At 35.3% G+C, this 25129-nt stretch carries 30 protein-coding genes and 1 other RNA gene; 18 read left to right on the forward strand and 13 right to left on the reverse strand.

Annotated elements, in window-relative coordinates; all coding sequences use genetic code 11:
• Positions 1–87 precede the first annotated feature (87 nt).
• A complete protein-coding gene (locus NV349_RS01710; protein ID WP_244504844.1) occupies positions 88–261 on the reverse strand; it encodes a hypothetical protein in 174 nt (57 codons plus the stop codon).
• A 195-nt stretch (positions 262–456) separates the two neighbouring features.
• Here NV349_RS01710 and NV349_RS01715 point away from each other — a divergent pair, with 195 nt between their 5' ends.
• From NV349_RS01715 to NV349_RS01725, 3 genes are read left to right on the forward strand one after another with little or no spacing between them, the layout of a single operon-like run.
• Entirely contained in the window at positions 457–753 is a 297-nt protein-coding gene (locus tag NV349_RS01715; protein WP_230593749.1) for a helix-turn-helix domain-containing protein, read from the forward strand.
• Between the two features lie 9 nt (positions 754–762).
• Entirely contained in the window at positions 763–1338 is a 576-nt protein-coding gene (locus tag NV349_RS01720; RefSeq protein WP_230593748.1) for a helix-turn-helix domain-containing protein, read from the forward strand.
• A gap of 27 nt (positions 1339–1365) precedes the next feature.
• Positions 1366–1533 carry a hypothetical protein gene (locus tag NV349_RS01725; RefSeq protein ID WP_155273174.1) on the forward strand — a complete coding sequence of 56 codons (168 nt, stop codon included), beginning with the start codon at positions 1366–1368 and terminating at the stop codon, positions 1531–1533.
• 338 nt (positions 1534–1871) lie between these two features.
• On the opposite strand, the gene NV349_RS01730 is transcribed toward NV349_RS01725, so the two are convergent.
• Positions 1872–3068 carry a tyrosine-type recombinase/integrase gene (locus NV349_RS01730; protein ID WP_271912167.1) on the reverse strand — a complete coding sequence of 399 codons (1197 nt, stop codon included), beginning with the start codon at positions 3066–3068 and terminating at the stop codon, positions 1872–1874.
• Positions 3069–3074: 6 nt separating this feature from the next.
• Positions 3075–3554, reverse strand: a complete 480-nt coding sequence (locus tag NV349_RS01735; protein WP_271912168.1) for a helix-turn-helix domain-containing protein — start codon at positions 3552–3554, stop codon at positions 3075–3077.
• Between the two features lie 175 nt (positions 3555–3729).
• Between NV349_RS01735 and NV349_RS01740 the strand changes: the two genes are divergently transcribed.
• From NV349_RS01740 to NV349_RS01800, 13 genes are all read left to right on the forward strand, one after another.
• Positions 3730–3915 (forward strand): helix-turn-helix domain-containing protein, encoded by a 186-nt coding sequence (locus NV349_RS01740; protein ID WP_271912169.1) that lies wholly within the window; start codon positions 3730–3732, stop codon positions 3913–3915.
• Between the two features lie 43 nt (positions 3916–3958).
• Entirely contained in the window at positions 3959–4240 is a 282-nt protein-coding gene (locus NV349_RS01745; protein ID WP_271912171.1) for a hypothetical protein, read from the forward strand.
• 21 nt (positions 4241–4261) lie between these two features.
• A complete protein-coding gene (locus NV349_RS01750; RefSeq protein WP_271912173.1) occupies positions 4262–4594 on the forward strand; it encodes a hypothetical protein in 333 nt (110 codons plus the stop codon).
• A gap of 184 nt (positions 4595–4778) precedes the next feature.
• Positions 4779–7232, forward strand: a complete 2454-nt coding sequence (locus tag NV349_RS01755) for a DNA primase family protein (protein WP_271912175.1) — start codon at positions 4779–4781, stop codon at positions 7230–7232.
• 422 nt (positions 7233–7654) lie between these two features.
• Entirely contained in the window at positions 7655–7999 is a 345-nt protein-coding gene (locus NV349_RS01760) for a hypothetical protein (RefSeq protein WP_271912176.1), read from the forward strand.
• Between the two features lie 6 nt (positions 8000–8005).
• Complete coding sequence (locus NV349_RS01765) at positions 8006–8179, forward strand: hypothetical protein (protein WP_271912177.1); 174 nt, start codon at positions 8006–8008, stop codon at positions 8177–8179.
• Between the two features lie 13 nt (positions 8180–8192).
• Complete coding sequence (locus NV349_RS01770) at positions 8193–8972, forward strand: hypothetical protein (protein ID WP_271912178.1); 780 nt, start codon at positions 8193–8195, stop codon at positions 8970–8972.
• Between the two features lie 112 nt (positions 8973–9084).
• Positions 9085–9282: a hypothetical protein gene (locus NV349_RS01775; protein WP_271912180.1), complete on the forward strand. Its 198-nt coding sequence runs from the start codon at positions 9085–9087 to the stop codon at positions 9280–9282.
• Between the two features lie 5 nt (positions 9283–9287).
• Positions 9288–9554 carry a hypothetical protein gene (locus tag NV349_RS01780; RefSeq protein ID WP_271912181.1) on the forward strand — a complete coding sequence of 89 codons (267 nt, stop codon included), beginning with the start codon at positions 9288–9290 and terminating at the stop codon, positions 9552–9554.
• On the forward strand, positions 9547–9723 hold the full coding sequence (locus tag NV349_RS01785) for a hypothetical protein (protein ID WP_271912183.1): 177 nt from the start codon (positions 9547–9549) through the stop codon (positions 9721–9723). Before NV349_RS01780 ends, NV349_RS01785 begins: the two co-directional genes overlap by 8 nt.
• Positions 9724–9725: 2 nt before the next feature.
• Positions 9726–9872: a hypothetical protein gene (locus NV349_RS01790; protein ID WP_271912184.1), complete on the forward strand. Its 147-nt coding sequence runs from the start codon at positions 9726–9728 to the stop codon at positions 9870–9872.
• Positions 9873–10109: 237 nt separating this feature from the next.
• Complete coding sequence (locus tag NV349_RS01795) at positions 10110–10553, forward strand: hypothetical protein (protein WP_271912186.1); 444 nt, start codon at positions 10110–10112, stop codon at positions 10551–10553.
• A gap of 130 nt (positions 10554–10683) precedes the next feature.
• Entirely contained in the window at positions 10684–10863 is a 180-nt protein-coding gene (locus tag NV349_RS01800) for a hypothetical protein (protein WP_271912188.1), read from the forward strand.
• Between the two features lie 264 nt (positions 10864–11127).
• Here the strand turns inward: NV349_RS01800 and NV349_RS01805 are convergent, their stop codons facing one another.
• The 3 genes from NV349_RS01805 to ssrS form a co-directional block, all read right to left on the reverse strand.
• The gene (locus tag NV349_RS01805) at positions 11128–12108 is read right to left on the reverse strand and encodes a hypothetical protein (RefSeq protein ID WP_271912189.1); all 981 of its coding nucleotides are present in this window, start codon (positions 12106–12108) and stop codon (positions 11128–11130) included.
• A gap of 2 nt (positions 12109–12110) precedes the next feature.
• A complete protein-coding gene (locus NV349_RS01810) occupies positions 12111–13967 on the reverse strand; it encodes an AAA family ATPase (protein WP_271912191.1) in 1857 nt (618 codons plus the stop codon).
• Between the two features lie 470 nt (positions 13968–14437).
• Positions 14438–14630: non-coding RNA, 6S RNA (ssrS, locus tag NV349_RS01815), on the reverse strand.
• Between the two features lie 246 nt (positions 14631–14876).
• On the opposite strand from ssrS, the gene NV349_RS01820 reads away from it, so the two are divergent.
• Positions 14877–15215, forward strand: a complete 339-nt coding sequence (locus NV349_RS01820) for a zinc ribbon domain-containing protein YjdM (RefSeq protein WP_036117890.1) — start codon at positions 14877–14879, stop codon at positions 15213–15215.
• A gap of 57 nt (positions 15216–15272) precedes the next feature.
• Here the strand turns inward: NV349_RS01820 and NV349_RS01825 are convergent, their stop codons facing one another.
• Together NV349_RS01825 and NV349_RS01830 are read right to left on the reverse strand one after the other, a co-directional pair.
• A complete protein-coding gene (locus tag NV349_RS01825) occupies positions 15273–15785 on the reverse strand; it encodes a zf-HC2 domain-containing protein (RefSeq protein ID WP_101966956.1) in 513 nt (170 codons plus the stop codon).
• Between the two features lie 100 nt (positions 15786–15885).
• Positions 15886–16527, reverse strand: a complete 642-nt coding sequence (locus NV349_RS01830) for a YfbR-like 5'-deoxynucleotidase (RefSeq protein WP_080717022.1) — start codon at positions 16525–16527, stop codon at positions 15886–15888.
• A 172-nt stretch (positions 16528–16699) separates the two neighbouring features.
• Here NV349_RS01830 and NV349_RS01835 point away from each other — a divergent pair, with 172 nt between their 5' ends.
• A complete protein-coding gene (locus tag NV349_RS01835; RefSeq protein ID WP_036117885.1) occupies positions 16700–17140 on the forward strand; it encodes a DUF2269 family protein in 441 nt (146 codons plus the stop codon).
• Positions 17141–17292: 152 nt separating this feature from the next.
• Here NV349_RS01835 and NV349_RS01840 read toward each other — a convergent pair whose 3' ends face one another.
• The 5 genes from NV349_RS01840 to NV349_RS01860 form a co-directional block, all read right to left on the reverse strand.
• Positions 17293–19134 (reverse strand): FtsX-like permease family protein, encoded by a 1842-nt coding sequence (locus NV349_RS01840; RefSeq protein WP_271912193.1) that lies wholly within the window; start codon positions 19132–19134, stop codon positions 17293–17295.
• On the reverse strand, positions 19124–19885 hold the full coding sequence (locus NV349_RS01845) for an ABC transporter ATP-binding protein (protein ID WP_036117879.1): 762 nt from the start codon (positions 19883–19885) through the stop codon (positions 19124–19126). The genes NV349_RS01840 and NV349_RS01845 overlap by 11 nt, the downstream gene beginning before the upstream one ends.
• A gap of 169 nt (positions 19886–20054) precedes the next feature.
• Positions 20055–21041: a sensor histidine kinase gene (locus tag NV349_RS01850; RefSeq protein WP_036117876.1), complete on the reverse strand. Its 987-nt coding sequence runs from the start codon at positions 21039–21041 to the stop codon at positions 20055–20057.
• Positions 21038–21727: a response regulator transcription factor gene (locus NV349_RS01855; RefSeq protein ID WP_036117873.1), complete on the reverse strand. Its 690-nt coding sequence runs from the start codon at positions 21725–21727 to the stop codon at positions 21038–21040. Before NV349_RS01855 ends, NV349_RS01850 begins: the two co-directional genes overlap by 4 nt.
• A gap of 137 nt (positions 21728–21864) precedes the next feature.
• The gene (locus NV349_RS01860) at positions 21865–24906 is read right to left on the reverse strand and encodes a hybrid sensor histidine kinase/response regulator (RefSeq protein WP_051891569.1); all 3042 of its coding nucleotides are present in this window, start codon (positions 24904–24906) and stop codon (positions 21865–21867) included.
• Positions 24907–25129 lie beyond the last annotated feature (223 nt).

Below are 25129 nucleotides of genomic sequence, written 5' to 3' on the forward strand. Positions count from 1 at the left end.
AAAAACAAAAAAAGAGAGCACGCCCTAACAAATAAACGAATTAACGTCTATTAAATGTTAGGGGTACTCCCTTTTTTGTTTTTAAATTTACATATATTCCAATACCATTTGAGTCTTGTTCATTAATTTACTGCCTTGGAACATAAGAGAAGCATTTGCACCTAAAGACTTACCATTATAGCTGTACATAACTACATCTCCAGATTCAGAAATAACGGCACCTTCACCACCAAGGATTTCAAATACTTGATCTTTTGTCATGCCATTTTCTAATTTGTTAAATTGAACAATAGTGCAATTACCGATACTCATAAGTATCAAAATCGATTGAAGTGGACTATTAGGTATCATAGTTTGCTTACAGATTTAGAAGTAAAAGAGATACGTGATAATTTACGTAAAGCATTTAAGTAAAAACGAACAATATTGATTCAATGGATCCTAGAAAGTTCGGAATTGGAAAGCGAGGTGAAAACGAGGGCATTTGAATACTTAGCAACTTACAAAACATTTGATTCAATAGCAGATATGGATTCAGCTGTAGAGAATCATAAGGCTGCTCATTATTACGATTTAACTGAGTCAGAACGTGTCATCGTTTTCAAACTCGCTAGTCATGCTTTAGAGAATCCAGGAGCTTGTCATTTGAAAGCTGCCACAATTGCTGCAGCAATGGAGATCAGCACAAAGACAGTTTATCGAGCTATATCAAAACTGGAATCTTTAGGGATTGTTAAAAAGAAACGACTGTAAAAAGCAAAGGTGGACAAGGAGCAAGCATCTACATTATTTTGCCTTACAATGCCCCAACGTGGAAATGCTGAAAAACCCTGTGAGAGTAAGGTTGAAGCGCAACTATCTGAAAACCAATCATCTAAATATTTTAATCATTTATCTTTTAAAACAAGCACTTTACAAAATATATATAATAATGCACACGCTGAAAAAGAAGCTCATAAGGAATACATGAACGAGTACCAGGTGATGCTATTCGATTTCATGAATAGTTTGCCATTAGCTGATAACTTGAAAGACGAATTGCACAAAGTAGTATTAGCTACTCAGGTTCAAAATGCACCTGACTTTATAAAAGTTAAGAACGTGCTATTTAAAATTGTCATGGATATTAAAGAAGGTGTTCTGACAGTTACAAGCACATTGAGAGCCGTATTTGCAGGAGCGTATAACAAGGCTGTGGAGCGTTCAAGTGTGAAGCTTAGGAAATCATCATCTATTGAAGAAACAGCTAATAGAGAACGTCCAGTACCTTTCTATAATTGGCTGAATGAGCGTGCTAATCGTTCGGAAATATGCAGTAGACCAAACTTAGAAAACTGACTTGAATGGTGAAAGGGGAAATAGAAAATGACGCATTTTGAATATATGGAGCAACAAGGGCAATTATCGATTTTTGATTTAGAGGACCAATATGAGGAAATGAAATTCAAAAAGGCATCCACAATTGTTAGTAAACCTATTGATAAAAAGACTGTGGTTGTCCCATGTAAGGTGGGGCATATTGTGTGTAGGTAATTACTAATATGTGTTAAGTATTATCGTTAATTATTATTAATTTTTGCAACAGTTTTGCAACAATGCCCATTTTGATAATAAAAAACTCACCCTCCAATTAAGTAGGGTGAGTCGCTTCAAAGCCATGTGGCTGTAAGATCAAACTAAAAAGCCGCGTATGCCGTAGTTATTATAGAAAGTTTTAAACCACCACTCCTCAAATGTGGTGATAACGTTAAAGTATAATTGAATGGATTGTGATGAATGTTGATATATCAGTGTTTATACTGTTCTGTTTTTGTTCGTATATAATGTTTTTTAATTGCTTTAATTGAATTTTTGCACACGATTTGCACATGTTAGTTTGAATTGCTTTTCGAAAACAACATTTCAAACTTATCAGCTGCTGCACGATCTGCTGATTTTAAAGCATGTCCATAAGTATTCATTGTAATTGAAATGTCTGAATGTCCTAAACGCTCAGATATAATTTTGGCGTGTACTCCTTGGGCAATTAAAAGACTTGCAGATGTATGGCGTAGATCATGCAGTCGGATATATCGAAATTCATGCTTCTTCACAAACTTACTCCACCAATTGGAAGGACTAGAAGGGTAGAGGTGCTGTCCATGTTCATTACAGAAAATCCATTCTCTTTCTTTCTCTGTCCATTTATCAGCCAGTCGCAATTTATCTTTTCTCCATTGAAAGTGATACTCTTTCAATTCCTTCATCATGCTCCCAGGTAAGGAAACAACACGTTCTGATGAATCTGATTTCGTACCTTTTATTAGAGGTCCACTTCCTGTTAATACAATCGTTTGTTCTATTAGTATTTGTTGATTATCAAAGTCCACATGTTTCCACTCAAGACCAAGTAATTCTCCTCTACGTAGGCCGGCAGTTACCGCTAATGTGAATAGAAGTCTCCAGTGTGAAGGCTCGCTTTGCACTAGCTGTAATAGTTGAGCTATTTCATCCTCATTATAAACCTGTAACTTTTCCTTTACTGCATCTTTAGGTGGTTTCGGCTTTTTAATGCCGTCCATGGGATTCTTTTCAATTACTTTCCATTCGGTTGCATACTTAAAAACACTTTGAAGCGTGCGGTATATGTCTTGTTTGGAATGGTAAGTTAACTCTCCCTTATTACCATCTTTTCGTGTAAGGTTTTGTATTAGATTCAGCAGCATGAGCTGGTTTATTTTATCCATGTGCATGTGACCGATCACTGGCAAGATATGATTTTTAAGTTTTAATCGATGGTTACTTATTGCTGTTTGTGATAGTTCCGTAAGAGCAAATTTATTCTCCCATTCTTTTGCGAAGTCGGAAAATATCATATTGGATGGCGCAATGTATTCTCCAGATAGTACCTCTTTTTTAAACTTCATGTACTCATTAAGGACATACTCTTCTTTTTGTTTAGGTGTGTATTTACCTTCTACATAAAAAACCTTTGTTGCTCGTTTGTAATTGCCTTGTGCATCTTTTCCTAGACTAACAGTGAATCTGTACTTATTATCATCGTTTTCGTACTTCTTTATATTAGCCATTTTGGTTTATTCCTCCTCATTTTGGTAATCAGGAAATAACACTTCCAGCATCGTTAATATCCGTTTGCGATCTTGTTCATTAAGTAAATGGCCTTTGTAGATGGGTTGTACAGATTCGGATAAAAGAAGATTGTTAATATCCGTTATTTCATCTATAACTCGAACTTTCTCATGTAAAACATTAATATCTATTTCAAAATCATCCAGTTCATCTTTGAAATCTTCATAAGCACTTCTGATCTTTTCGTTTTTAGCAAGCTCGTGATACCCCGCTATTTCTAATAACCCCCCGTATGATACGTCAGGTAAAGCGTCTGCAATTTTTCTAATCAACTCAGGTGCTGGTGGGTTACTTCGTTTGCCTGATTCTATTTGTGAAAGGTAAGGGTTTGAGTAACCTACTATCTTACCTAATTCTGAAAGCGTTAGTCCTGCTCGCTCCCTTGCTGCTTTTAAGTGAATACCAAAATTCTTTACATAATCCATAAGTTTAAATATCCCCCTGTGTGCGTAGTATATTTTATTATATTTTACTACCTGTAAAAATATTTTGCATCATTTTTGTTTACAGTTAGTAAGAAAGGCGTTATTGTTTACTCATAGTAAATATTATGTTCGAGGATACTTACTATTAGTAAATTTTATGGAGAGGTGGATTATTATGATAAAAATCACTTTGACGGTTAATGAAGTGGCGGAGATGCTAGGCACTTCTACAGCTACAATCTATTCAGCAGTAAGGAAGTCTGAAATCCCCCACTTTAAAGTACGTGGGAAAATCCTTTTCAATCGTGAAGTTGTTGAAGCCTGGACTAAAGGTGAAGTTAAGCAAATGCAACATATTTAGCTAAATCCCAAGCTTTGGTGGCATGCAGAGGGAGGTGAGTAAGATGAATATTGAAAATGTACAGTCATTAGCTGCGATCGTTAATTTGATTGACGCACAAGCAAAGTCAGGTGAGGAAGCTCAGTTTTTAACAGTAAGTATCAGTAGGTTTGATTCACCTTCAATCCTGTTAACACACAAGGTCTTTATAGAGCTTTTCGATGAGTATGAAATTCAAGAGACACACGATTCTTCGAAAGTTCTTGTTAGCACATTTGTGAATAGTGTTGAGTTTTGTGCTCTTATACCTAAGTCTTTGTGTAATGAATCAACACAGAAAAAATAATATTTGTAGGAGGAATTAGAAATGGTCAATTACGCGGAACGTATCGATTCAATGTCAACGGAGCAGTTGGTATATGAAGTAGAAAATACTGCAGTGGAACTGCAAGCAGTAACGAAAGATTTAAAAGGTTTGCTTGAAACTATTACGAATTTCGATACAGCTTATGAAGGTATTGAGAGCGATGAGGAAATTTCTCCAGAATCAGTTCTTGCTTTTATTCGAATGGCTAGATCTGTTAAACAAGCACCAGTCTTAATATCTGAGTTAGAACGTATTAGCTCTGAAGCGAATGCAATAGTTAAAGTGATTGACAAACGGCAACCTAGAATGTATCCGGCTGCTATCTCACAGTGAGGGTATCTTATGGACTTAAATAGAATTTATAAATTTGGACTAAAAAAAATCACTGTTACCAAATAAGGTAACAGCTTTAAAAGAGAACATTGTTTAAGCATTTATTACGCGAAAATAAATGCAGGAATATTATAGCGAATATTTACTTAAAGTACAATATTTGAAAGTGAAGAGAAGTGAGTAGATGCAGGAAATTATAACATCAAATGACTTCTATTTTTCCATAGCGATAGCTAAGCATCGTACTTCATCAAGATGGAAAAATGAACAAATGAGTTGGTCAGAGCTATTACAACGTATTAGTAAGACGACTCGAACAAACGAAACATTTAACGAATATCTAAACATGTCTGCTGATGAACAAGCATCTATAAAGGACGTAGGTGGATACCTCATAGGCGAACTTAAAGATGGTATTCGTCAAAACGACAATGTGTTAAATAGACGGATAGTAACACTTGATGCTGATCATATTGGCAAACATGAGTTTTGGGAAGAATTACAACTTTTTCATGGCTTTGAGTGTGCGATATATAGCACACATAAGCATACCAGTGAAGCTAAACGTCTACGATTACTTATTCCATTAGACAGAGTAATAAATGCTGAAGAATATGAACCAATAGCGAGAGTTTTAGCTAGTGATCTTGGAATAGATTACTTCGATGATACGACTTATCAAAAGTCTCGTATGATGTTTTGGCCGTCAACGAGTTCAGATGGTGAGTATGTATTCGATTATCAGGATGGCCATTTAGTGAGTGCTGACCAGGTCCTTTCAAGATATAAAGATTTTAAGGATCCGAATGAATGGCCTTATAGCAGTCGTATGAAAGAGCGAAGACAAATCGAACGAGATATTAAAAAAGCAGGCAATCCATTAGAAAAGCCAAATGTTATAGGGCTATTTTGTAGAACATATAGCATTCACGAAGCGATTGAAACCTTTCTACCTGATGTATATGAGCAAACTACTGAAATAAACCGATACACATACATTAAAGGCACCACTTGGGGAGGCATGAGAACCTATGAAGATGTATTCTCATATTCCCATCATGGTACCGATCCAGTTTCTCAACAGCTGGTGAATGCTTTTGATTTAGTGCGTATCCATTTATTTGGTGATATTGACGACGAGGAGGATATGGCGAAAGACGTTACTAAACGGCCCTCATATGCTCGTATGGTCGAATTAGTTCAAAAGGATAAGAAGGCACAGCAGCAGTTAATTGAGGATACTAAACAAAGCGCTATAGATGATTTTGGCGACTTAGAGGATGAGGAAGAACAAACTAATAAAAACCTTGATATTGCTGATCACTTTTTCTCCAAGCATGGTTTTAATCCAACTAAGTTAGCTGAGTGCTTAGTTCAGGCAAACCCAATTATTACAGTCGATGGCATTGTTTATGTGTACGAGAATGGGGTTTATGTAGCTGATAACGAGCGCAAGGTTCGTAGGATGACTGCTAGAGTGCTAGGTGATAGATATCGTAGTACACATGGTAATGAGGTAGTGGAGATAATTAAAGACTTGCATACGGTGAAATCGATACACCTGGAGAAGCCAAGCACCAAAATAGTTAACCTCAAAAATGGTCTACTTGATTGGCGAACAGGCGAGTTGATGGAGCACTGTAGTGATTTCATTTCTTTCAGTCAAATACCTGTTAGATACGATGAGACAGCTACTTGCCCCAATATTGAAAAATTCATCAGCGAAGTAGTACCGGCAGATTCAATAAATATGGTGTACGAGCTGTTCGGTTTATGCCTCATTCCTAAGAATTTAGGAGTAGCATTTTTCCTCTTAGGTTCAGGATCAAACGGGAAGTCTGTATTTATCGATTTATTGAACGCATTTATTGGTGAGGAAAATATATCAAATGTGAGTCTACAAGATTTATCTTCTAATAGGTTCAAGCTTGCTCAGCTGCAGAACAAGCTACTCAATACCCAAGCAGATTTACCTGGCAGTGCTTTAAGTGACACTGATATTTTTAAGGCGGTTGTAACATCGGACAAGCTTAATGCAGAACGAAAAAATGTAGATGCATTTAATTTTAGACCTTATGCCCGGCTAGTATACGGAATGAACAAAATACCCCATTCTAGGGATTTCTCAAAAGGCTTTATTCGCCGCCTTAAAATTATCACTTTTCCTAATAGTTTTGGAGGAAACGGTGCGAAAAGTAAGAAAGCGGATGTGAATCTTCTTGAGAAATTAACCACAGAACAAGAGCTTTCTGGCTTGCTTAATAAGGCTATAGCTGGTTTGAGAACATTAATGGAGCGTGGCCGTTTCGAGGATACGGCTTCCTCGCGCGAAGCACTTAAAGACTATATAGCTGTTAGTGACCCTCTTCAAACATTTATTGACGACCTATGTGATCTGGATGAAGAAAATAAAGTAGTAGCAGAAGAATTGCATAATGCTTACATCGAATACTTACGAGAAAGTAACGTGTACAGCACGCCTACTCGTAGTCAATTTGTAGGGGACATGCAATCTAAAGGCTTCGAATATAAGCGAACATTCGGCAGTACCAAAATGCAACTCTTAGGCATCGCCTTATTAAGTGGTAATAATTCAGTTGAGGGTGATTTCAAAGGGAAGGACGATTTACTAACATAGTGCATACGCTTATTGAACAAGATATACGCCTTTTACCCATCTTATATGCCCTCTATACGCTTTTTAAAGAGTTAGGGCGTATGCCTTAAAGCTTAGAGCCATAAGGGTTTTTGGGGTCTTATCAATGCTTCATACGTCTTTTTTTTAACTCTTATAGAAAAATAGAAAGTAATAGTATAGCTAGAGTGACAGAACCGTTATGCACCGTGACTATGCACATTGCTATTAAAGATTAGCATAGGAGTTGATAGAAAAGCGTATAAGACGTATGAAGAATTTTCAAAATAACCAAGAGCCTTACAGCCATAAGTGATGGGGCGATTTTTAGAATGCGAAAAGTAGACGTATGCAGTGCGTATATGACACGTATATGAGCAGTAAAAACCGTATGCGAATAAAAATATAGGATTGGAGTGAGTCACATGCGAATAAGAAACAACCGATTTGCACGAGGTTTAGATGTTACAAAAGTGCAAGTCGAAAAAGTAGAAACGAATCCAAAAGCCAAGGTGTTCCGATATGAGTTTTTTAATGTGTTCAATTGCCCTTATTGCGGAACTGAAATTAAAGAACGATGGGGGTTTGAATATCGCCCTAGATGTGCGCGTAAAACGCCTTGTTGTAAAAAGAACTATGCGATGTTTCCCAGATTGGAAAATTACACACAAGCATCTTATGAGAATGATCAATTACATCTTCAAATGAGGGAATTTATATCCTTATACGATCAAGCTGTAAAAAGCTTAAAAGATTGGCAAAGGAAGTAATAGCTAATGAAACGTAGATCAGTGGCCATTAAACCTTTTGAAAGGCAGCTTCATGTATTAGAACGTGAGCTTAAGAAGCTGAGCTATGGTAGTCCGTTCTATGAAGCTAAACTATATGAAATTCAGGACTTAGCCGCATTTATTAATAGAATCAAAAAAAGAAATTACGTTGAATATTAAGGAGAGATTATAGATGAATTGGGTAGAAGAAGCAAAGAAAATCAGAAAACAATATGATGATGCAAAAGACATATATAACGAGAGCATGTTAAAAATCAAACGTAAGGAGTACCAAAAGAAAGCAAAGAGTCTATTGGATCAATATAACAATAAAGCGAATCAGAGAAAAGCTGAAGTACAAGCACGATTAAAGGAACTGGATGAATTAATCTCAGCAGCTAAACCATTACCGATTTTTAATTTTGAACACTACTTCAAAAATGAAGATATTAAAAGTGAATACGGTACAAAATTAGGCACGAAAAAGGTGATAGATGTTGAATACATCACAGGGATTAAGTATCTAAGTGAATATGTAGAAAATACCCTGTCACGTCTCAATAATTATGACGATTATCTACGTGCTATTACCGAAATTACTGAAAGTGATAATAAACAGGCTATTGAGGTCTTATACAGTATTACTGCAAATGGCTTCAAACCTTCATTCATAAAAGCTGAAGCCTGGGACAAAGGCCAAATTAGCTTAGGTGCCCATATTTCTGAGGGAAGGAAGTCAACTGATTACACTGTACAAAATGTACGAGCGCTACACGATGTTATTCATGAGCGATATAAAGATGTGACATATCCAGAAGGGCTACGCGATCTGGAAAAAGAGCAAAAAGCTCTTATTAATGAAAATTTAATGTTAGTTGGCTCTACACCAGATGTTGACCGAGCTTTCTTATATGAAACAGTCACATATATAGACGGAAGTCAGCTATTTAACGGATCTTCACCGAAATGGTGACATTAATAGATCACGTATAGTGATAAAACGACACGTTGAGCGCTACAAAATGTAAATGTAAAATAGCGCTCAACCTATGATATATAGCTATTTTTATACAGGGGGTAGGGGTATGAGTAATCTTGAAAAACGTATAGCTCGTATTGAGCAGTTGATGAAGGAGAAACGAGAGCCTTCTACAGAAACGAAATTAAGAAAGTATTTCACGCACTTAACAGCTTATTTTCAAGATAATGCTACAGCATCCGACAAAGTGTTTCATATAGGTGAGATCTTTAAATGGAAAAAACGATTAGATGACAGGAAGTGAATTAGTTGACGGAATTAGTGGAAGTGAAAAACAAAAGGCTAACTACACAATCTCATGTGCGACAGCTTCTAACTGAAACGATTAATAATCTACGGAGAGTAGAAACAAGGGCGCCGAAAGATGAAATTGAAAAGGCACGTGTCCTTGGATATCTTGCCAGTCTTATGCAGATGAACCTACGTGACTGTGAGCTGGAGAAACGTATTGAGAAAGCTGAAAAGTTCATGAAGTATTTGAGCGACAAGGGAATTGAGGTGTTCGGAGATGAGTAACATTGAAAAACGCCTCAATCGCCTGGAGGAGCTAATAGAAGCCGTAAGTGGAGTGAATACTTTTCAAGTGGCTGTTTACCGCGGATATGCAGCGTATAACAATCGAAGCGATCGCATGAAACGAAATAAGCAATTTCACGCCATCATCATAGTGTCAAAGGGGGCATAACCTTGAGCCGTAAAGTAAAGTCAATTGAGATTGAAGTGGTTGAGCGTAAAGGCGAACAGGTGAATGTTATTGTTTTGACTAATGGTGCACCTACTCCGACTGAATTAAGCGAAGACAGTAACCATGTGATTATACGAATTAAAGGGTGAACCACTGACAGCCATACAGTAGTTGAATATCAAAAAGGTAATGATATCTACCTAATGGTTACCCTCAAGGTGAGGGGATGTCAACTTGGTACCCACTCAACGTAGGGTACCGTCCTGCTACTTGTAAACTGCAAGTGCCAGAGTATTTACCGTTTTTGAAGAAGTAAATTGGTGGCCAATTAATCAGCCATGAGATTTGAATTATAAAAAACTACACATAAAAAGAGGCAATTAACAATGTCAGAGACTATGAATATCCACGAATATAGCGAGATTAGATTAGAGGCAGTTGATGTTCAATTTACAGAATGGAAAGCTTCACAAACACATCCGTGTACTTATGATAAAGCAGGACAATACCTGGACAAAATCTTTTATGTTGAAGTGCAAGATGTCATGAATCGATCAGAGCTAGAAGTGAAACAATTTGTAGAATACTTCAATCTTTATCGTAATGACTGTTTAGCTGATGTAGCTATAGAGATGGAGAAAATAGCTGTATGCTTCATTATCCGGGTAAGTGGTGAAATTCTATTCGATAATGATAGCGAGGAAATGATAATGTTTAAGACTGCAGCAGAAGCTTATGAGCACATCGAGGTTTTAAAGCGTAATGGGGCTTTAAAGGATTACTTCTTAACGGATGTTGAAGTCGATTATATGGTTTACGCTAATGAATAAATTTAGGGGACTCTCCAAATACGGAGAGTCCTTTTGTTTGCCGTATTAGCTCTACTCCAAATATGTCTACCGTATAAACATGCTCTTAAAGAGCAAAATAAAAAAGAGTTAAAAGGAGGCGAGCACCAGCATGTTACCTATTGATATGGAGATCGTAATGATAGTCTCAAATTTACCTAGTAAACTTAGTGAGCTTTCCAAAGTAGATGCTGATAAAGCAATTGAGTTAATTCAAGCTTGGGGGGATGGGAAAAAAGGTGTTAAGACAATATGGAATGATGCTAACAATCATTTGAGTAAACATGTCTAACAATAATAGTAAGGGAGAAAATTGTCATGTTTAGTAAAGACTTAGCAAGAATGTATGCGTACTTGCTAAGGTAAATCCGAATGCAGTGCTTGTGATTTTTCAAGGTTGGTGGAGCAGGAAAAAAGAGTATACGTAAATTATGGGATGCTAGAATCGATGCTTTGGAGGATGCTTGTACTGAATAGCTGAATATAAAAGTAGCCATCAATTCGAGAGCTACATTTATATTCAATAATTTTTATTTTGTTACATAGTTATCATCAACTACTCAGGTATAGAGAAAGTATTATGAGGACCTATAGAGGCAAAGGTAATAGTGTTCCCTTTTTTCCAATAATGTAAGTGAAATTCTTTATCTATATCATGTCTCCATGCCTTTCCTAAATTCCCTTCAATCTGAGGGGAGTTACCTGCTTCATTAATCCTAAGAGCATGAACTTTATTAAGAGTAGAACCTGTTAGAACTTCAGTTATACTCTTTAGAACCCCTTTTATTTTCGAATTTTCTTGGAAAAATCCATATTTTTTAAAATTTTCTATAAAACTTGAACCTATTTCGAAATTATTCCTGCAATTTGCGTTTTCTTGTATCAGATATAATTTAATGATTTCAGTAAATTGATCTTCAGTAGTAGAATTTTTCCAAAGGTCTATACAATCTATAGATAAAAGAATTTCTTGTAGGGTATCGATAGTATTTAGAATTTCAGTAAAAGTAAAAGGTAATTCAATATCTTGCTGTGGAGGGGTAAATTCCAAAATTTCACTACATACTTCTACTTCACAAGTATTAATACTTTTTAGAATCGTTGAACCGTGTATTCTACTGTTTAAGACACAATATACATATAATCTTTCTAATTCTATTAAATACTCATCAGCAGCATTTTTCACTTCAGAAGTTAAAGCTGATAAAGGTGTATACAAGATATCTTGAACGTTAGTATGACGTTCAATGGTGTCTAAATTTAATATCCCTTCTAATGCACGAAAAATATCTTGTGCTTGGTATTGACCATGTAAATCGAATTTTTTTAATTCGGTATTTAAGACATCCCATTCTGGAAAATTATTTTGTGACATTAGTAAATTTGCCGTATTATCAGATATTAATGCTTTTATGAAGTTATAATTTTTAATCTCATCGGCGTCTAAGATTCTATCTATATAATTCAACATTTCAGTTTTTGAATTATATAGTGGATTGAAAATGAGAGTGTATGGATCTATTATTACATTTTGCAAAGTCACTTCCTCCTATTTTTTTGTCTTGCTGCTTTTAAAATAGCTGTAGCGTTTTTTTCATGTTCATCAAAGAAGCCTTTTGGCCAATCTTCAATTACACCATAATCATTTATTTGAATCGGACGGTATTTTGATTTGCCTTCTTCTTGTTCTACAAAATAAATCATTACATTTTTATTAATATTATCTTTTGGAGAAGAAACAGCTTTATACCTTAACCTATTTATTAGATATTCACTATGAGTTTCAACAATACACTGTTTATTTAGTTTGATCATTGTTACAAAAAAGTCAGCTAGTCTTGTTTGTACTTTTGGGTGCAGATGTAGCTCAGGTTGCTCGAAAATTATCGTAGAATTATTTTCTGCCAATAAAGTCATAACTAATATTGGTAAAACTTGCGAAACCCCTACTCCAACATTTGTAAGATCATGATATTTTCCTTCAGAGCTTAATTTAACTTGTAGCTCGTGTCCAAGTTTTCCTCTGTCGTATGTTTTCACATTCTCACTAATTCCCATATAGTTTAACCACTCAAGAACTGCATCAAGAAGTCGTCCCTCTTTTTCAATATACTCATCAAGCTCTAAATCAACAGGAGAGTAATAATTTATGATAGTGTCTTTATGTAGTTCAAGCACTGCTGCTGTATATTCACCGCGATATCCAACGTCTTTGGAATCAAGGGAGCTGGAATTAGGATAAATAGGCTTTGGCTCGTCTCTCAAAGGGCCTAAATACTTAACCTTATTATTAAAGTAACTAACGATCTCATCAATAAATATTGGATTAATTGAGTGGATTCTTGAAGACAACTCGTACTTCGGTTTTGAATCAGAAATCATTAGTTCAATTAATTTTTTCTGATTTGATTCGATGTATTCTGTCCATTCTCGTGAGAAAGCAGTTGGTAATACGCTAATAAATTTACTTAAATGTTTAAATTCTCCATCTTTAAAATAACTATCTGCTAGTGAATTAATAAAGTGATTCCTGTTAGAGTGTTTGTACCGATCCGAAGTGTTAAATTCATTAAGTATATCAGTAATTTTATGGTTTAAGATATCAACTAATTTTGGATTTGCTAATTCATTAGTTGGAGGAATATCTTCATACATAGGGAATTTAAGGAAATTTAAAGATTTAATAGCAGTTAATTCATTTCGATTATATAGAGAAACTATTTTTTGAGGAATAAAATGTAACATTTCAGCCCCAATATAAACCTCATTTAAAGAAGAAAAAGCATCATATCTATACTTTGATAAATAGGAATAGTTCTTAGGAACTATAGGGCTAATTACATCTAAATCTAAACTTGGATATGAGCGTTCATTAATTGAATCAATATTATATTTTTTTAATTTTTCACTTATTGAGAGCGGTGTTTTTTTCACTTCAATATTATTTAAAATTTTTGTAGCATCGTCTGGGTTATAAATAGAGATTTTGCTATTAGTTAATACAGGCTGAAGGGATGAAACTTCATTATCATCTTTAATAGAGAATTTATAGGTACAAGAAATTATATTCTTCTTTTTATTCTTATCTTTGGCCTCTTCTTCTTCTTCGTGATAAACATGAGAACTTTCTAATTCAAAGCCAATAGTGATATTTTTGTCTTCATTATTAAAAGATAAAATATCATTAAAGCTCCCTAGTCTAATTATTTGTCCATTTAAAATTATTGGTTTTGAGGGGACATTATTTTGTATTGTTTGAGTACTCAATAAAATACTTTGAATTACAGAACTTTTACCTGAGCTATTAGCTCCAGTGAAAATCGTCAGTGGTAAAATATCGAAATTTGTTCTTTCGTAAATAGATTTAAATCCTTTTAAATGCCAACTTTTTAACAATGTACAATTCCTCCTATTATTAAATTTTAAACTAACTTTTTTTAATTGAAATTTACTTAAAAATGAGCGAGCTTTTCTAAGCTGATTCTTTTCCTACTTTAACTCTAATATTTGTTTTTAGTCAGACTATAGTAAATTTTTAAAGCGTATTAGCATAATGCTAATTTAATGAAATTATACCAATTTAAATACATTTGTGAATGGTATAATTTCAAAGTTAGGAACTATATAATTCAATATATTATTAAGATGCTCTTAAAAGGTACAAAACAGTATCAAAATTGTTCTGCCTATTTAGAGCAACAATCTAAATAAAGTGGTATTGCTTTACTTCGTTTTACTAAGATTATTCATGCGATATTATAAATTTTTGCACACGATTTGCACACGATAGAAAAGTGCAAAAAAAAAATCACCCTCCAATAATGAAGGGTGATTCGCTTCAAAGCCTTGTGGCTGTAAGGTTAAATTAAAAAGCCGCGTATGCCGTAGTTATTATAGAAAGTTTTAAACCACCACTCCTCAAAGTGGGTGTTCGCAGAAGTTTTCCTGCTTATCCTCATGCACCGTAGTGTGAGGCCCGTCATTCCAACTCCAATAATAAAACTCCCTTTTACAGCTTAAAGGTTAAAACTTAATATTATACGAACAATGCAGCCTTTATGGATATAATAAAGCATGATCGACGAACATGCAAGTAAGATGATTACTGTAAATTAGTCAATGGGCAAGTGTTCCAAATGGTGTAATCGACATCTAGAAATACCTTCAAAATGGTGCCACTGCTTCATATTTTTTTCACAAATACGAACGGAAAATACGAACAGTCTTTACTTATTATGATTGATTATGTAAAGATAGGAGCATAAAGAGGATTTTCCTAGAAAATATGTAAAGGAGGAAGCGGAAATGGCAGCTTATCCAAATTGTCCAAAATGTCATTCTGAATATACGTATGAGGATGGCGTAAACTATGTGTGTCCGGAATGTGCACATGAGTGGAGTATGAACGCATCAGAACAGGAGTCGGATGCACTTATTGTAAAGGATGCAAATGGCAATCTGTTAGCTGACGGCGATTCAGTTACCATTATTAAGGATTTAAAGGTGAAGGGTAGTTCTTCCACTTTAAAAATTGGGACAAAGGTAAAAAGTATTCGTCTTGTAGAAGGCGATCATAATATTGACTGTAAAATTGATGGCTTTGGTGCTATGAAATTAAAGTCAGAATTCGTGAAAAAAGCATAAAAACCAAAAGGCACCTAAACTTTAGAAATCAGTTTAAGGTGCTTTTTGTATAATTATTTATTGAAAAACCCTACGTAGTAGAATGGCAAAAGCAGCACCTAATAAGGCGAAAATTGTATGTAAAAGAGCGATGTAGCCGGCTGCAATCACGAGTGCTCCTATTTCTGCGAAGGAATAGGTTGTAATATAGAGCCCATTATTTAGATTATTAATGATAGCCCAAACAAATACAGGCACGGAGCTTATGATAAAGACAATCCAGATGTTTTTATAGAAAAGGTAAGAAAGACAACCGAAAAGTGCATATGAGATAACAAAGCCCTTTTGATTGCCGAGTAAGGATGAATTAATGGCAAACATAAAAGATAACACAATAAATATGATGTGAAAAAAGGATAATGTTCTTTTCATGGGTAAGTATTCATCTTGAGTTGGCTGTGAATGGGCTAGCCGCTGACATTGCTGACAAGTTGTTAGATGTTGTTCTACAAATTCTATCGTCGGTGCTTGGAGCTTTTGTTTTTTATAAAGAGGTATTAAATCTTCTACAATCGAGCATTCCTGTGACAATACTTTCCCTCCAATCCATGTCCTCTCATTATACGATTTTTTTTAGAAAATAAAAAAAGCCTTCCGTGAATTTTTCAATCGGAAAACTTGTACATGCATCTTATTTATTTGGCTTTAGTACTTCATCTGTTAAGGCTTGAATATCGATATGCGTTTTTTCCTTTACTGCATCCTTTAAAATTTCTGTGCGGAAATATTGCACTGTTGCTTCAAGTGGAATCGCCAAAAGTTTTGAAAGGGCTGATTGGTACATATAGACAAATTCTTTGTCAGTATTGCCACGCTTTAATTCAGCGAAAGCTTCATAAAATTGATCGAGCTTATCCGCAAATTCGAGCAAACGCCCCTCTAACGTGTTGTCCTTACCTTCCTTCATCCGTTCAAAAAATATAGCCTGAAATTCTTGTGGAATTTCATTGATAATAAATTTTTCCATCATCTTTTCTTCCACATGTGCTAGCATTTGCTTTAGCTCTGGACTCGCATGTTTGACAGGGGTCTTTATATCTCCAATAAAAACTTCAGCAAAGTCATGGTTGATGGTTTTTTCATATAAGGACTTCCAATCCACTTCTGCTCCATTCATTTCTTCTAATGTTGCGAAGAACATTGCGTATTGTGAGACTTTCCAAGAATGGGCAGCCACATTATGCTCTTCGAACTTGAAGCGACCAGGGCAGCGAATGATACGCTCTAAGTCATTAAGGTTTGTAAAAAATTGATGAATTCCTATAAAAATCACTCCTTTTTGTTCTATAAATGCATGTTACTATAAACAATACCCTCTTTGTGCAGTTTTCAAACAATTTAACAATGATTCAAGCTGTGTTTACAAAGGATTCACAATTGCTGATAAAGTAGACTTAGGTTGGGTGCTATAATGTAGAGGACTGATGAAAAGGGGAGTACACATCATGTTTTCCATTTATACACTTCTTCTTTATATACATATTTTAAGTGCCGTTCTTTCGATTGGGCCTTTGTTCGTTGTGTTAACGATTGTTAAAAAAATGCGCACAGCTTCCAATGATGAAATGCCACCATATATAGAAGCGTTTAAAGGGGCTATTGCTATTGTTAAACATTCAGGACATGTCCTAGTAGCCTCAGGTATTTTGCTAATGTGGTATGCAGGCTATCATTGGAATACTTCATGGATTGTCATGACCTTCCTTGTGATGTTTGCATCCATTGTATTTTTAGCTAGAGCGTTTAAACCGACATTACGTACATTTAATACGCCTTCTTATAATCAACAACAATTTGTTTCTCTTTTACAGCGTAAAACGTGGATGTATATTTTATTATTGCTTATCATGCTTTGGTTAATGGTAGCAAAGCCGATTTTCTGGTAAAAAGAGCATGGAACAAAAAGATTTTAGCCAATAAAACCCGGACTATTTGACAAAACACAATTAGTGTCTTGTCATAGTTCGGGTTTTCTGCGTATATCTATTTGTTAATTGTATCTAGATTGCGTGATGGCCAAAGTTGTGGTCCAGCCTCTTTAGCTTACAAGGCGTTTAAAATAGCTTTTACGAATAAATAGGTAACTAATGAGGAAAAGCACAAAGAAACAGCAAGAGCTAGCCATGGAAACCTGTAAAAATGCCGTAGAGACCATTGTACGCATAGACAATAATGTCGTCAGCAATAGCATAATGGCAATAGTGAACGGCACAAATATAAGGATCGCTAACTCTTTGGCAATAACGGTAGCTAATTCTTTTTTGGAAAGCCCTAGCTTACGGATGCCAATATACTTTTCCTTCTCCTGTAGTAATGTAGTTTGCAAATAGAAATACAGTATACTCATGGCAGCACTTAAGAAAATTAAACTTAACATAGAGCCTATAAAGAACATGACGCTTTTGATAAACATCTCCGTGTCATACAAATCAATTTTGGAAGTAACATAACGTTCTCCAGGTAGAGATGGTATGTTTTTAGTAATTATATTCGCCAATTCTATATGGGCTGCCCAGTTGTCTAGCTCATAAATATAGGTTTTATAAACTGGGTAGTCTATGGCTTGGTAGATGCTGTCAGGTACAATGAAATAACTATGCTGGAAACCAGTAGATAGCAGATTTTGCTCAATCGTTTTAGTAAGTTTGAACGACTTTATATACGGGTCACTGGCATTGTCTGTTATAGTCGCTACACCTCGACTTCCTGCTACAGCAATAAATTCATTTTGATGTAGGACATTTTCCTGTTGTTGTAACAGGTTATAATCCGTTAATGCCATATAGCCAATGCGTTGATCCTCATTTGATTTAAATTCAATAAAAAACTTTTGTGCACGAACCGATGATAGATTATTTTCAAGATAATCAAGATCAGCCTTTACCATATTGTCGTCAGCCTTTGGATCAGCAATGTATTGAAAGCTATACGGGTAATTTTCTTCACTATCCTTTTTTACATTGTAATAAGAGCTAAATAAAATGCTAGTGCATAGAAAGACACCGCTTAATAGGATAGTGATTAGAAACAGCATATTTGCATGTGATTTCATTTTTGCATTTAAATTGGATGCCAACAGCATATTCGTTTTACGAAGATAGGCAGGGGACCTTTCAAATATTTTTAAAAATAGCCTCAAGCCCTGTGCGATGACTAAATGAATTGTACAAAGAATACTAGTGAAAAATAACAGATAATAGAGAATACCTAGCGTGTCTACAATGGCATGCTCAGTTTTTAAGAAGTACGCTAATATACCAGTTATCATTATGCTTAAAATGAACAACACATAATGCGGCTTAATCGATTTTTCGATAATCGTATCACTTTTTAAGAGCTGAATAGATGCTTCTTTATTAATGAACCTCGTTATGACTGTCGATATCACCACAAATAAAATCAGAAATAAGCCAATCGTTAAGCCAATTGCTTGTAGAGGCATGTACATACCAAACGTTTCTGCCTTTAAAACAACCTTTGCCCCCATTAAAAAAAGTGGCGTAATGACAAGTCCGAGAACGATCGCAAATAGAATAGCTAAAATGCCAATTAACAAATTTTCTCGGAATACAAGCTTACGAATTTGCTTCATGGAAGCTCCCGTAATCATAAATATTCCTAGCGTTTTGGTCTTCTTACGTAAAAACGCCATAATTGAATAGGTGATATAAATAAAAGAAAATAAATAAACGAGCATACTAGCTAACATCAGTGAGATACCAAGTGTCGAATCGGGGTCTAAGCTTTTCAGACTTGGATGAAAGACGATCACAGAAAATAAAAAGAAAATAATAATGGAAAACATGCTACTTAAGAAATAAGAAACGTATGTCCATTTGTCCCGTAAAATATTTTGAAGGACGATGTGATTAAAGCTCATGATGCCCACCACCTAAAAAAGCAAGCGTATCCATTATTTCTTGGTAAAATTGCTTGCGGTTGTTGCCACGATGTATTTCATTATACAACTTGCCATCTTTCATAAAAATAATTCGATTGGCGAAGCTGGCTACATAAGGATCATGGGTCACCATGAGAATAGCTGTTTTGAGCTCGTGATTAATGGAGGTAAATAAGTTCATCACATCATTGACCGCCTTTGAATCTAGATTTCCTGTAGGTTCATCTGCTAACAATAGGCTAGGTTCATGAATAACAGCTCGAGCTATGGCTACTCGTTGTTTTTGTCCACCTGAAATTTCATAAATACGTTTAGGTAACAGTTCCTCGATACCAAGAAATTGAGCGACATGCTTTAAGCGCTGACGCATTTTGGGTGCAGGAAAGCTATCTAATGTTAATGGCAATAAAATATTTTCTTTCACTGTTAGTGTATGCACAAGATTAAAATCTTGAAAAACAAAGCCTAGTTCAGAGCGTCTAAACTGGGCGAGTTCTTCATCATTTAAGACATAGGGATTTCTATTATTGATGATGATATCACCAGCAGTAGGCCGATCAATAGTAGATACACTATTTAAAAATGTTGTTTTTCCACTACCAGAAGGACCCATGACAGCTACGAATTCCTGTTGACTTAGCTGAAAATCAATTCCGTTTAACGCTTTATATGTGAGCTCACCGATATATTCTTTTTGTAAATTGGTTACTTGAAGTATTGTATTCCCCACTTGAAACAACTCCTTTATGATCATTAGATAACTTTAGTATAAAAAAGGAGCGGGATATAACCTATTTCGCTTGATGACGTGAAGATGACAAAGTTGTCATCTTCGTTCATGTTGATAAAGGATGACGTCATAGTAGAAAAAGCCCTCTTGGCTGACACAGTTCCTATGTTTATTTTTTTTGGCTGTTTGAAAAATTTATGGAAAAAGTCGTAACACGGTCAGAGGATTGAAGAGTGAAGGGGTGATCTAATGTAGTTAATATCTTTTTCACTAAATATAATCCTATACCTGTTGCTTCGCCACTCGTTCGCCCCTTCATACCCGTATAAAATAAATCAAACACTCGTGATATTTCGCTAGTAGGGATTGTTTCACCATAGTTTTTTATGTGTAAAGTGGCGTTGTCATAATGAATTTGAATTGTGCTTGCTATGTCACTATATTTAATGGCGTTATTGAACACTTGATAAAGTACAATTTTTAACCATTTTCGATCTGAATAAATAATATGGTTTTCAGCAAGCATCATTTTTGGAAAAATGTCATTCATGATAAAGTAATCCTTCAAATCATTGATGACCTCCTGCACTAGTTCCTTTAAAACAATGGGTTCAACTTTTAAATCGGCTACTAAATGAGATGTGCGCTCATACGTTAATAGCTGATTAAGTGTAAATGTCAGTTTATCGCATTCTTTATTAACGATTTGCCATTGTAGTAATTCTTCAGTAGTTTTGTTGGATGCGGATTGAACAATTAATTGAATAACAGATAATGGCGTCTTCATTTGATGTGCAAAATGTGATAGAACCAATTGCTTTTCTTGTGCTTGTTCGTCTAATTGTTGTTGCTGAGTTAAAAATAGATACTGTATTTGTCTCAATCTTTCGCTATAAACTTGTTCAATTGGTGCACGTGGTTCAAACAGATGAAGATCCTCCTGTGTGTGGATATCTTTCTGTAGATGCTTATAAAACTTTCGTCTACGATAATAACGACCTAGTAGCCATATACTAAACAGAAAGCTGGCAAGAAAGATAAAGTAGCCATAGTGTGACGCAAGGTCATCTAAAGTATGAATAATCCAAGGTAATAGCAGAAAGCTTATGCCATAGAGAATAAGAATGCTTAGATGTTCTCGAAAGAATAGCTTCATTTACCTTCCTCCACTAATTGATAACCTAGACCACGAATGGTTTTAATCTCAAGTTGTGAGTGGATTGCTTCCATTTTTCTACGTAGTCGACCAATGTTCACGGACAATGTATTTTCCTCTACAAAGGCTTCATCATCCCAAATAGCACTTAGTAGCTTTTGACGAGGCACAACATTGGGATAGGCTTCAAATAATAGCTTACTTAGCTGCATTTCTTTTAATGTTAACAGGCTCTCATTACCTTCTGCCTGAAGACGAACTGTATCTGGATTTAATGTAGTATTAGCTATGGTCATGGTAGTTGTTTCGGTTGAAGCATATTCACCATATGTGCGTCGGAGTAATCCATTAACCTTTGCCATAAAGACGTCTAATGAAAAAGGTTTCGTGATAAAGTCGTCAGCCCCATTTTCAATACCATATACTTGATCAATATCATTTACTCTGGCAGAAACAATGATGATGGGGCAGGTTGAGAGCTGACGAATTTTTCGTGACCAAAAATAGCCATCATAGGTTGGGAGATTGATATCCATAATGACTAGATGGGGTTGAATGGCATTAAATTCTTCGATAATGTGCTGAAATTGTTGGACAGGATAGCATTCATACTGGTACTTGGATAAATGCTCAACGATTAGTGAAGCAATATTTACATCGTCCTCTATTATGTATATTTTGTACATATCTATCGATCCTTCCTTTCTTCATTCTATATGTATAATGTACCCTGATTCCCTTAAATCTATAGAAGAATTGTAATTTGAAATAAGGAATAAGAGCCACTCCAAACTCGGAAAGAGGATGTAATGACTCTTATTTATTATTTTTTGGGAATATGGAAGGTTACATTTGTGCCTTGATTGACTGTACTTTGAATTTGTAATCGCTGACCATAAATTCTTTTAAGGCGTAAATCCGTATTTCGTATACCTATACCAGAGCATGCAGTTTCGTGATTTGCTTGTAATTCCTCTAATAGACTAGGGCTAATTCCCACACCATCATCAATCACGCTAATGGCTATATAAGTTGTGTAATCTTTAATACGGATACAAACAGTACCGCCTTCTGTCTTTTTTAAAATACCGTGTCGAATGGCATTTTCAACTAAAGTCTGTAAAGAAATGGGGGGTATTTCAATTTCTATATTTTCATCAATATCCCATTCAATATGAATTAATTCCCCAAATCGCTGTTGTTTAATGTAAAGGTAAGAGTGAACTAACTCGAGCTCGTGCTCTAGCGGTACAACTCGTTGAAGATTACGAACATCAAAGCTGGCATGTAAATACTCACCAAAATGGTGCATTAAGTCAATCATTCTATCAGTATCAATGGTACTAAGAGAAGCAATCGTATTGAGCGTATTAAATAAAAAATGTGGTTGGATTTGAGCTTGAAGCCAGGCACTTTCCAAATGTAAGTGTTGTTGAATACTGTATTTTAAATCAATTAAGGCGCGACTTCTTACTTTTAACTCTAATGCATTAATAGGTTTTGTTACATAATCATTGGCCCCATAGGCAAAGCCTGTATAAACATCCTCAGGGTGCTTTCTTATTGTTAGTAATAAGATAGGTAATTCGAGCAATGAGTATTGTTTTCGTATTCTTTCGATTACAGCGTAGCCTGAAATATAGGGCAGCATTGCGTCCACAATCACCAAATCCCATGAGGCTTGCTGAATGAGCGTTAAAGCTTTCTCACTGCTTGTAACAGTAGTAACTTTGTATTCAGACTTCGAAAATATACTTTTCATCGTTGTTAAATTTGTAGGATCATCATCAATCATTAAAATACTGAAATGCTTTTCTGATACTGTGGACAGCCTTTGTTCTATAGTTGGTAACTGAGTATTATCTTGAAACATGTAGGATGTATGTTCGCTCTGTTTACTTTCATCTGCAAGCGGTAATGTAAAATAAATGTCTGATCCTTTATTTTGAACAGATTGTATATGCATCGTACCACCATGTAACTCAATTAGTTTTTTTGAAATGAGAAGCCCAATTCCAATGCCTTCATCATGTTCTTGACCTTGTTCATAAGGTGTAAACACAAGACTTTTCACAAAATCGTCCATTCCTTGTCCAGTGTCACGAATGTGGATAATGGCCATATGCTGTTCCTCACGAGCGGTAATTTCTATAGAGCCTTCACTTGTATATTTTAGCGCATTATGCAAAAGGTTAAAAAGGATTTGAATAAGACGATTTTCGTCAGCTAACACATTTGGGAAATTTCGAGGTACCGATGATACCATATGTATTTGCTTTCCGTCTATAATAAAACGAAGCATATCAAAGACCCCATAAACAGCACCTTGAAGGTTTACACTTTGTGTATGAAGATGTAAATTACCCTCTTTTAAGCGGGTATAGTCCAGTATGTCGTTTAATGTGAAGGACATACTTCTCCCTATATCAATCAGATGTTTAAGATTTCGATGATCTTCAGCTACAAGTCTATTCTTCGGATTATCATAAATAGACTGACCTAGGGTAATCATCCTATTCATCGGACTCCACAGTTTCTGTGCATTACTTGTGAGAAATTCATCTTTCAAAGTATCCTCCTTTTGTAGTTTTGCGACTAACTTTTGGATTTGCTGGGAGTTCTCATGAAAACGTCTAAACCAATAACTAGAAAAACCGAGCATAACAAATAAATAATCAAATGGATAAACAGGTATGTCAAATACGTAAATAGATTTGATTAATCCCCATAAAATACCGTTTGTTGTACCAACAGCTGTTAGAGCAATAAAAGCAGAGCTCCTTTTTTGGTTTTCTAAATACTCTCTAAGAGCCAGTACCACGACGTAGAGAAAGGACACTAGATAAAGTACAAAGAAAATCATTTTAGTAGGTACCAGCCACGACATTGGTAAAATTATAATGAATACAGCGTCTAGTACATAAAAGGCAACAATCCATTGAAATGTTTTAGTGCTGTGATATTTAACCAAGAGGACTCTCATAAATTGAACAAAGAAAAAAGAGGCTCCGAGAAAAATAATAGAAGAAAGCTTATAGGACCATACATAATCAAGGTGCAACCAATCTAGCAGAGAGCGATCAAACGTAATTAATTCATCTGCCAAGGGTAGTAGAAAGCCAAATGTAAATAGTAAAACGATAGGTTTCCTATAGATGAACAGAAATACAAGTATGCTAAAAAGAGCAAACAGTATTAGCATAACGACAATTGTTGAAAGAGATAGACCTGTAATTAATTGATGATGAGTCATCGCTGACGCAGTGCCAAATGAAATCCTTTTATTAATAATTGGGCTTTTAGATGTATCAAAATTAGATACATGAAGCATGATGTTAATTTCAGAATGCGTATTTGTAAAATAAACTGTGTAGGGTGCAGCTTGCCCTTTATGATCCTGCCTGTTATCTGCCACTTTACCTGACTGTCCTACAAGTTCGCCATTTATATACAAGGAAGAGGCGGTTGAGATAGCAGGAATACGAATGGCATATCGGCTGTTATCTGCAAGATTAGGTAGCAGAATTTTTAGTTGATAAGTACCATAGGGGTGAATTGTTTTCCCGCCTTTTAGTGTAGGAAGAGTTTGGATAGTATGGTCCTCGATATTGGTCTTTTGACTACTTCCTTTATTTTCAGGATTGACGAACTGTCCAGGGGAATAGAGCCATTCGCCATTTAAAGAAAGAACTTCTTCATTCAAAAGGTCCTGATTGTTCAGATCTACAATACCACCTTGGGCACTAGGCTGATGATTAGAGGGCAGGAAGTAGTTTAACCATAGCAATCGTAAAGAAGTAAGGACTATAAAAATGGCAATTATAATAAGTAGATGTCGGATAGTCGTTTTTCTCAACACAGCCATTTTCCCTCCTAATGTATTTCTTAAATAACTTCATCTACCATGCCATGGAATTGGAAAAAAGGAAATATGAAGGGGTGTAAAAGAATACTTTAAACCTATATAAATAGAACTATATGGGGGTCGTAGTACTATCGATTTTTTCCTATTAATCTGAAAAAAAGTAAAATCTCATTAGTTTTTAAGTTTTCTTTAAGAGATATGGCTTATGATGATTGAATAAATA

It is taken from the genome of Lysinibacillus sp. OF-1 (genome assembly GCF_028356935.1).
GTDB lineage: Bacteria > Bacillota > Bacilli > Bacillales_A > Planococcaceae > Lysinibacillus > Lysinibacillus fusiformis_D.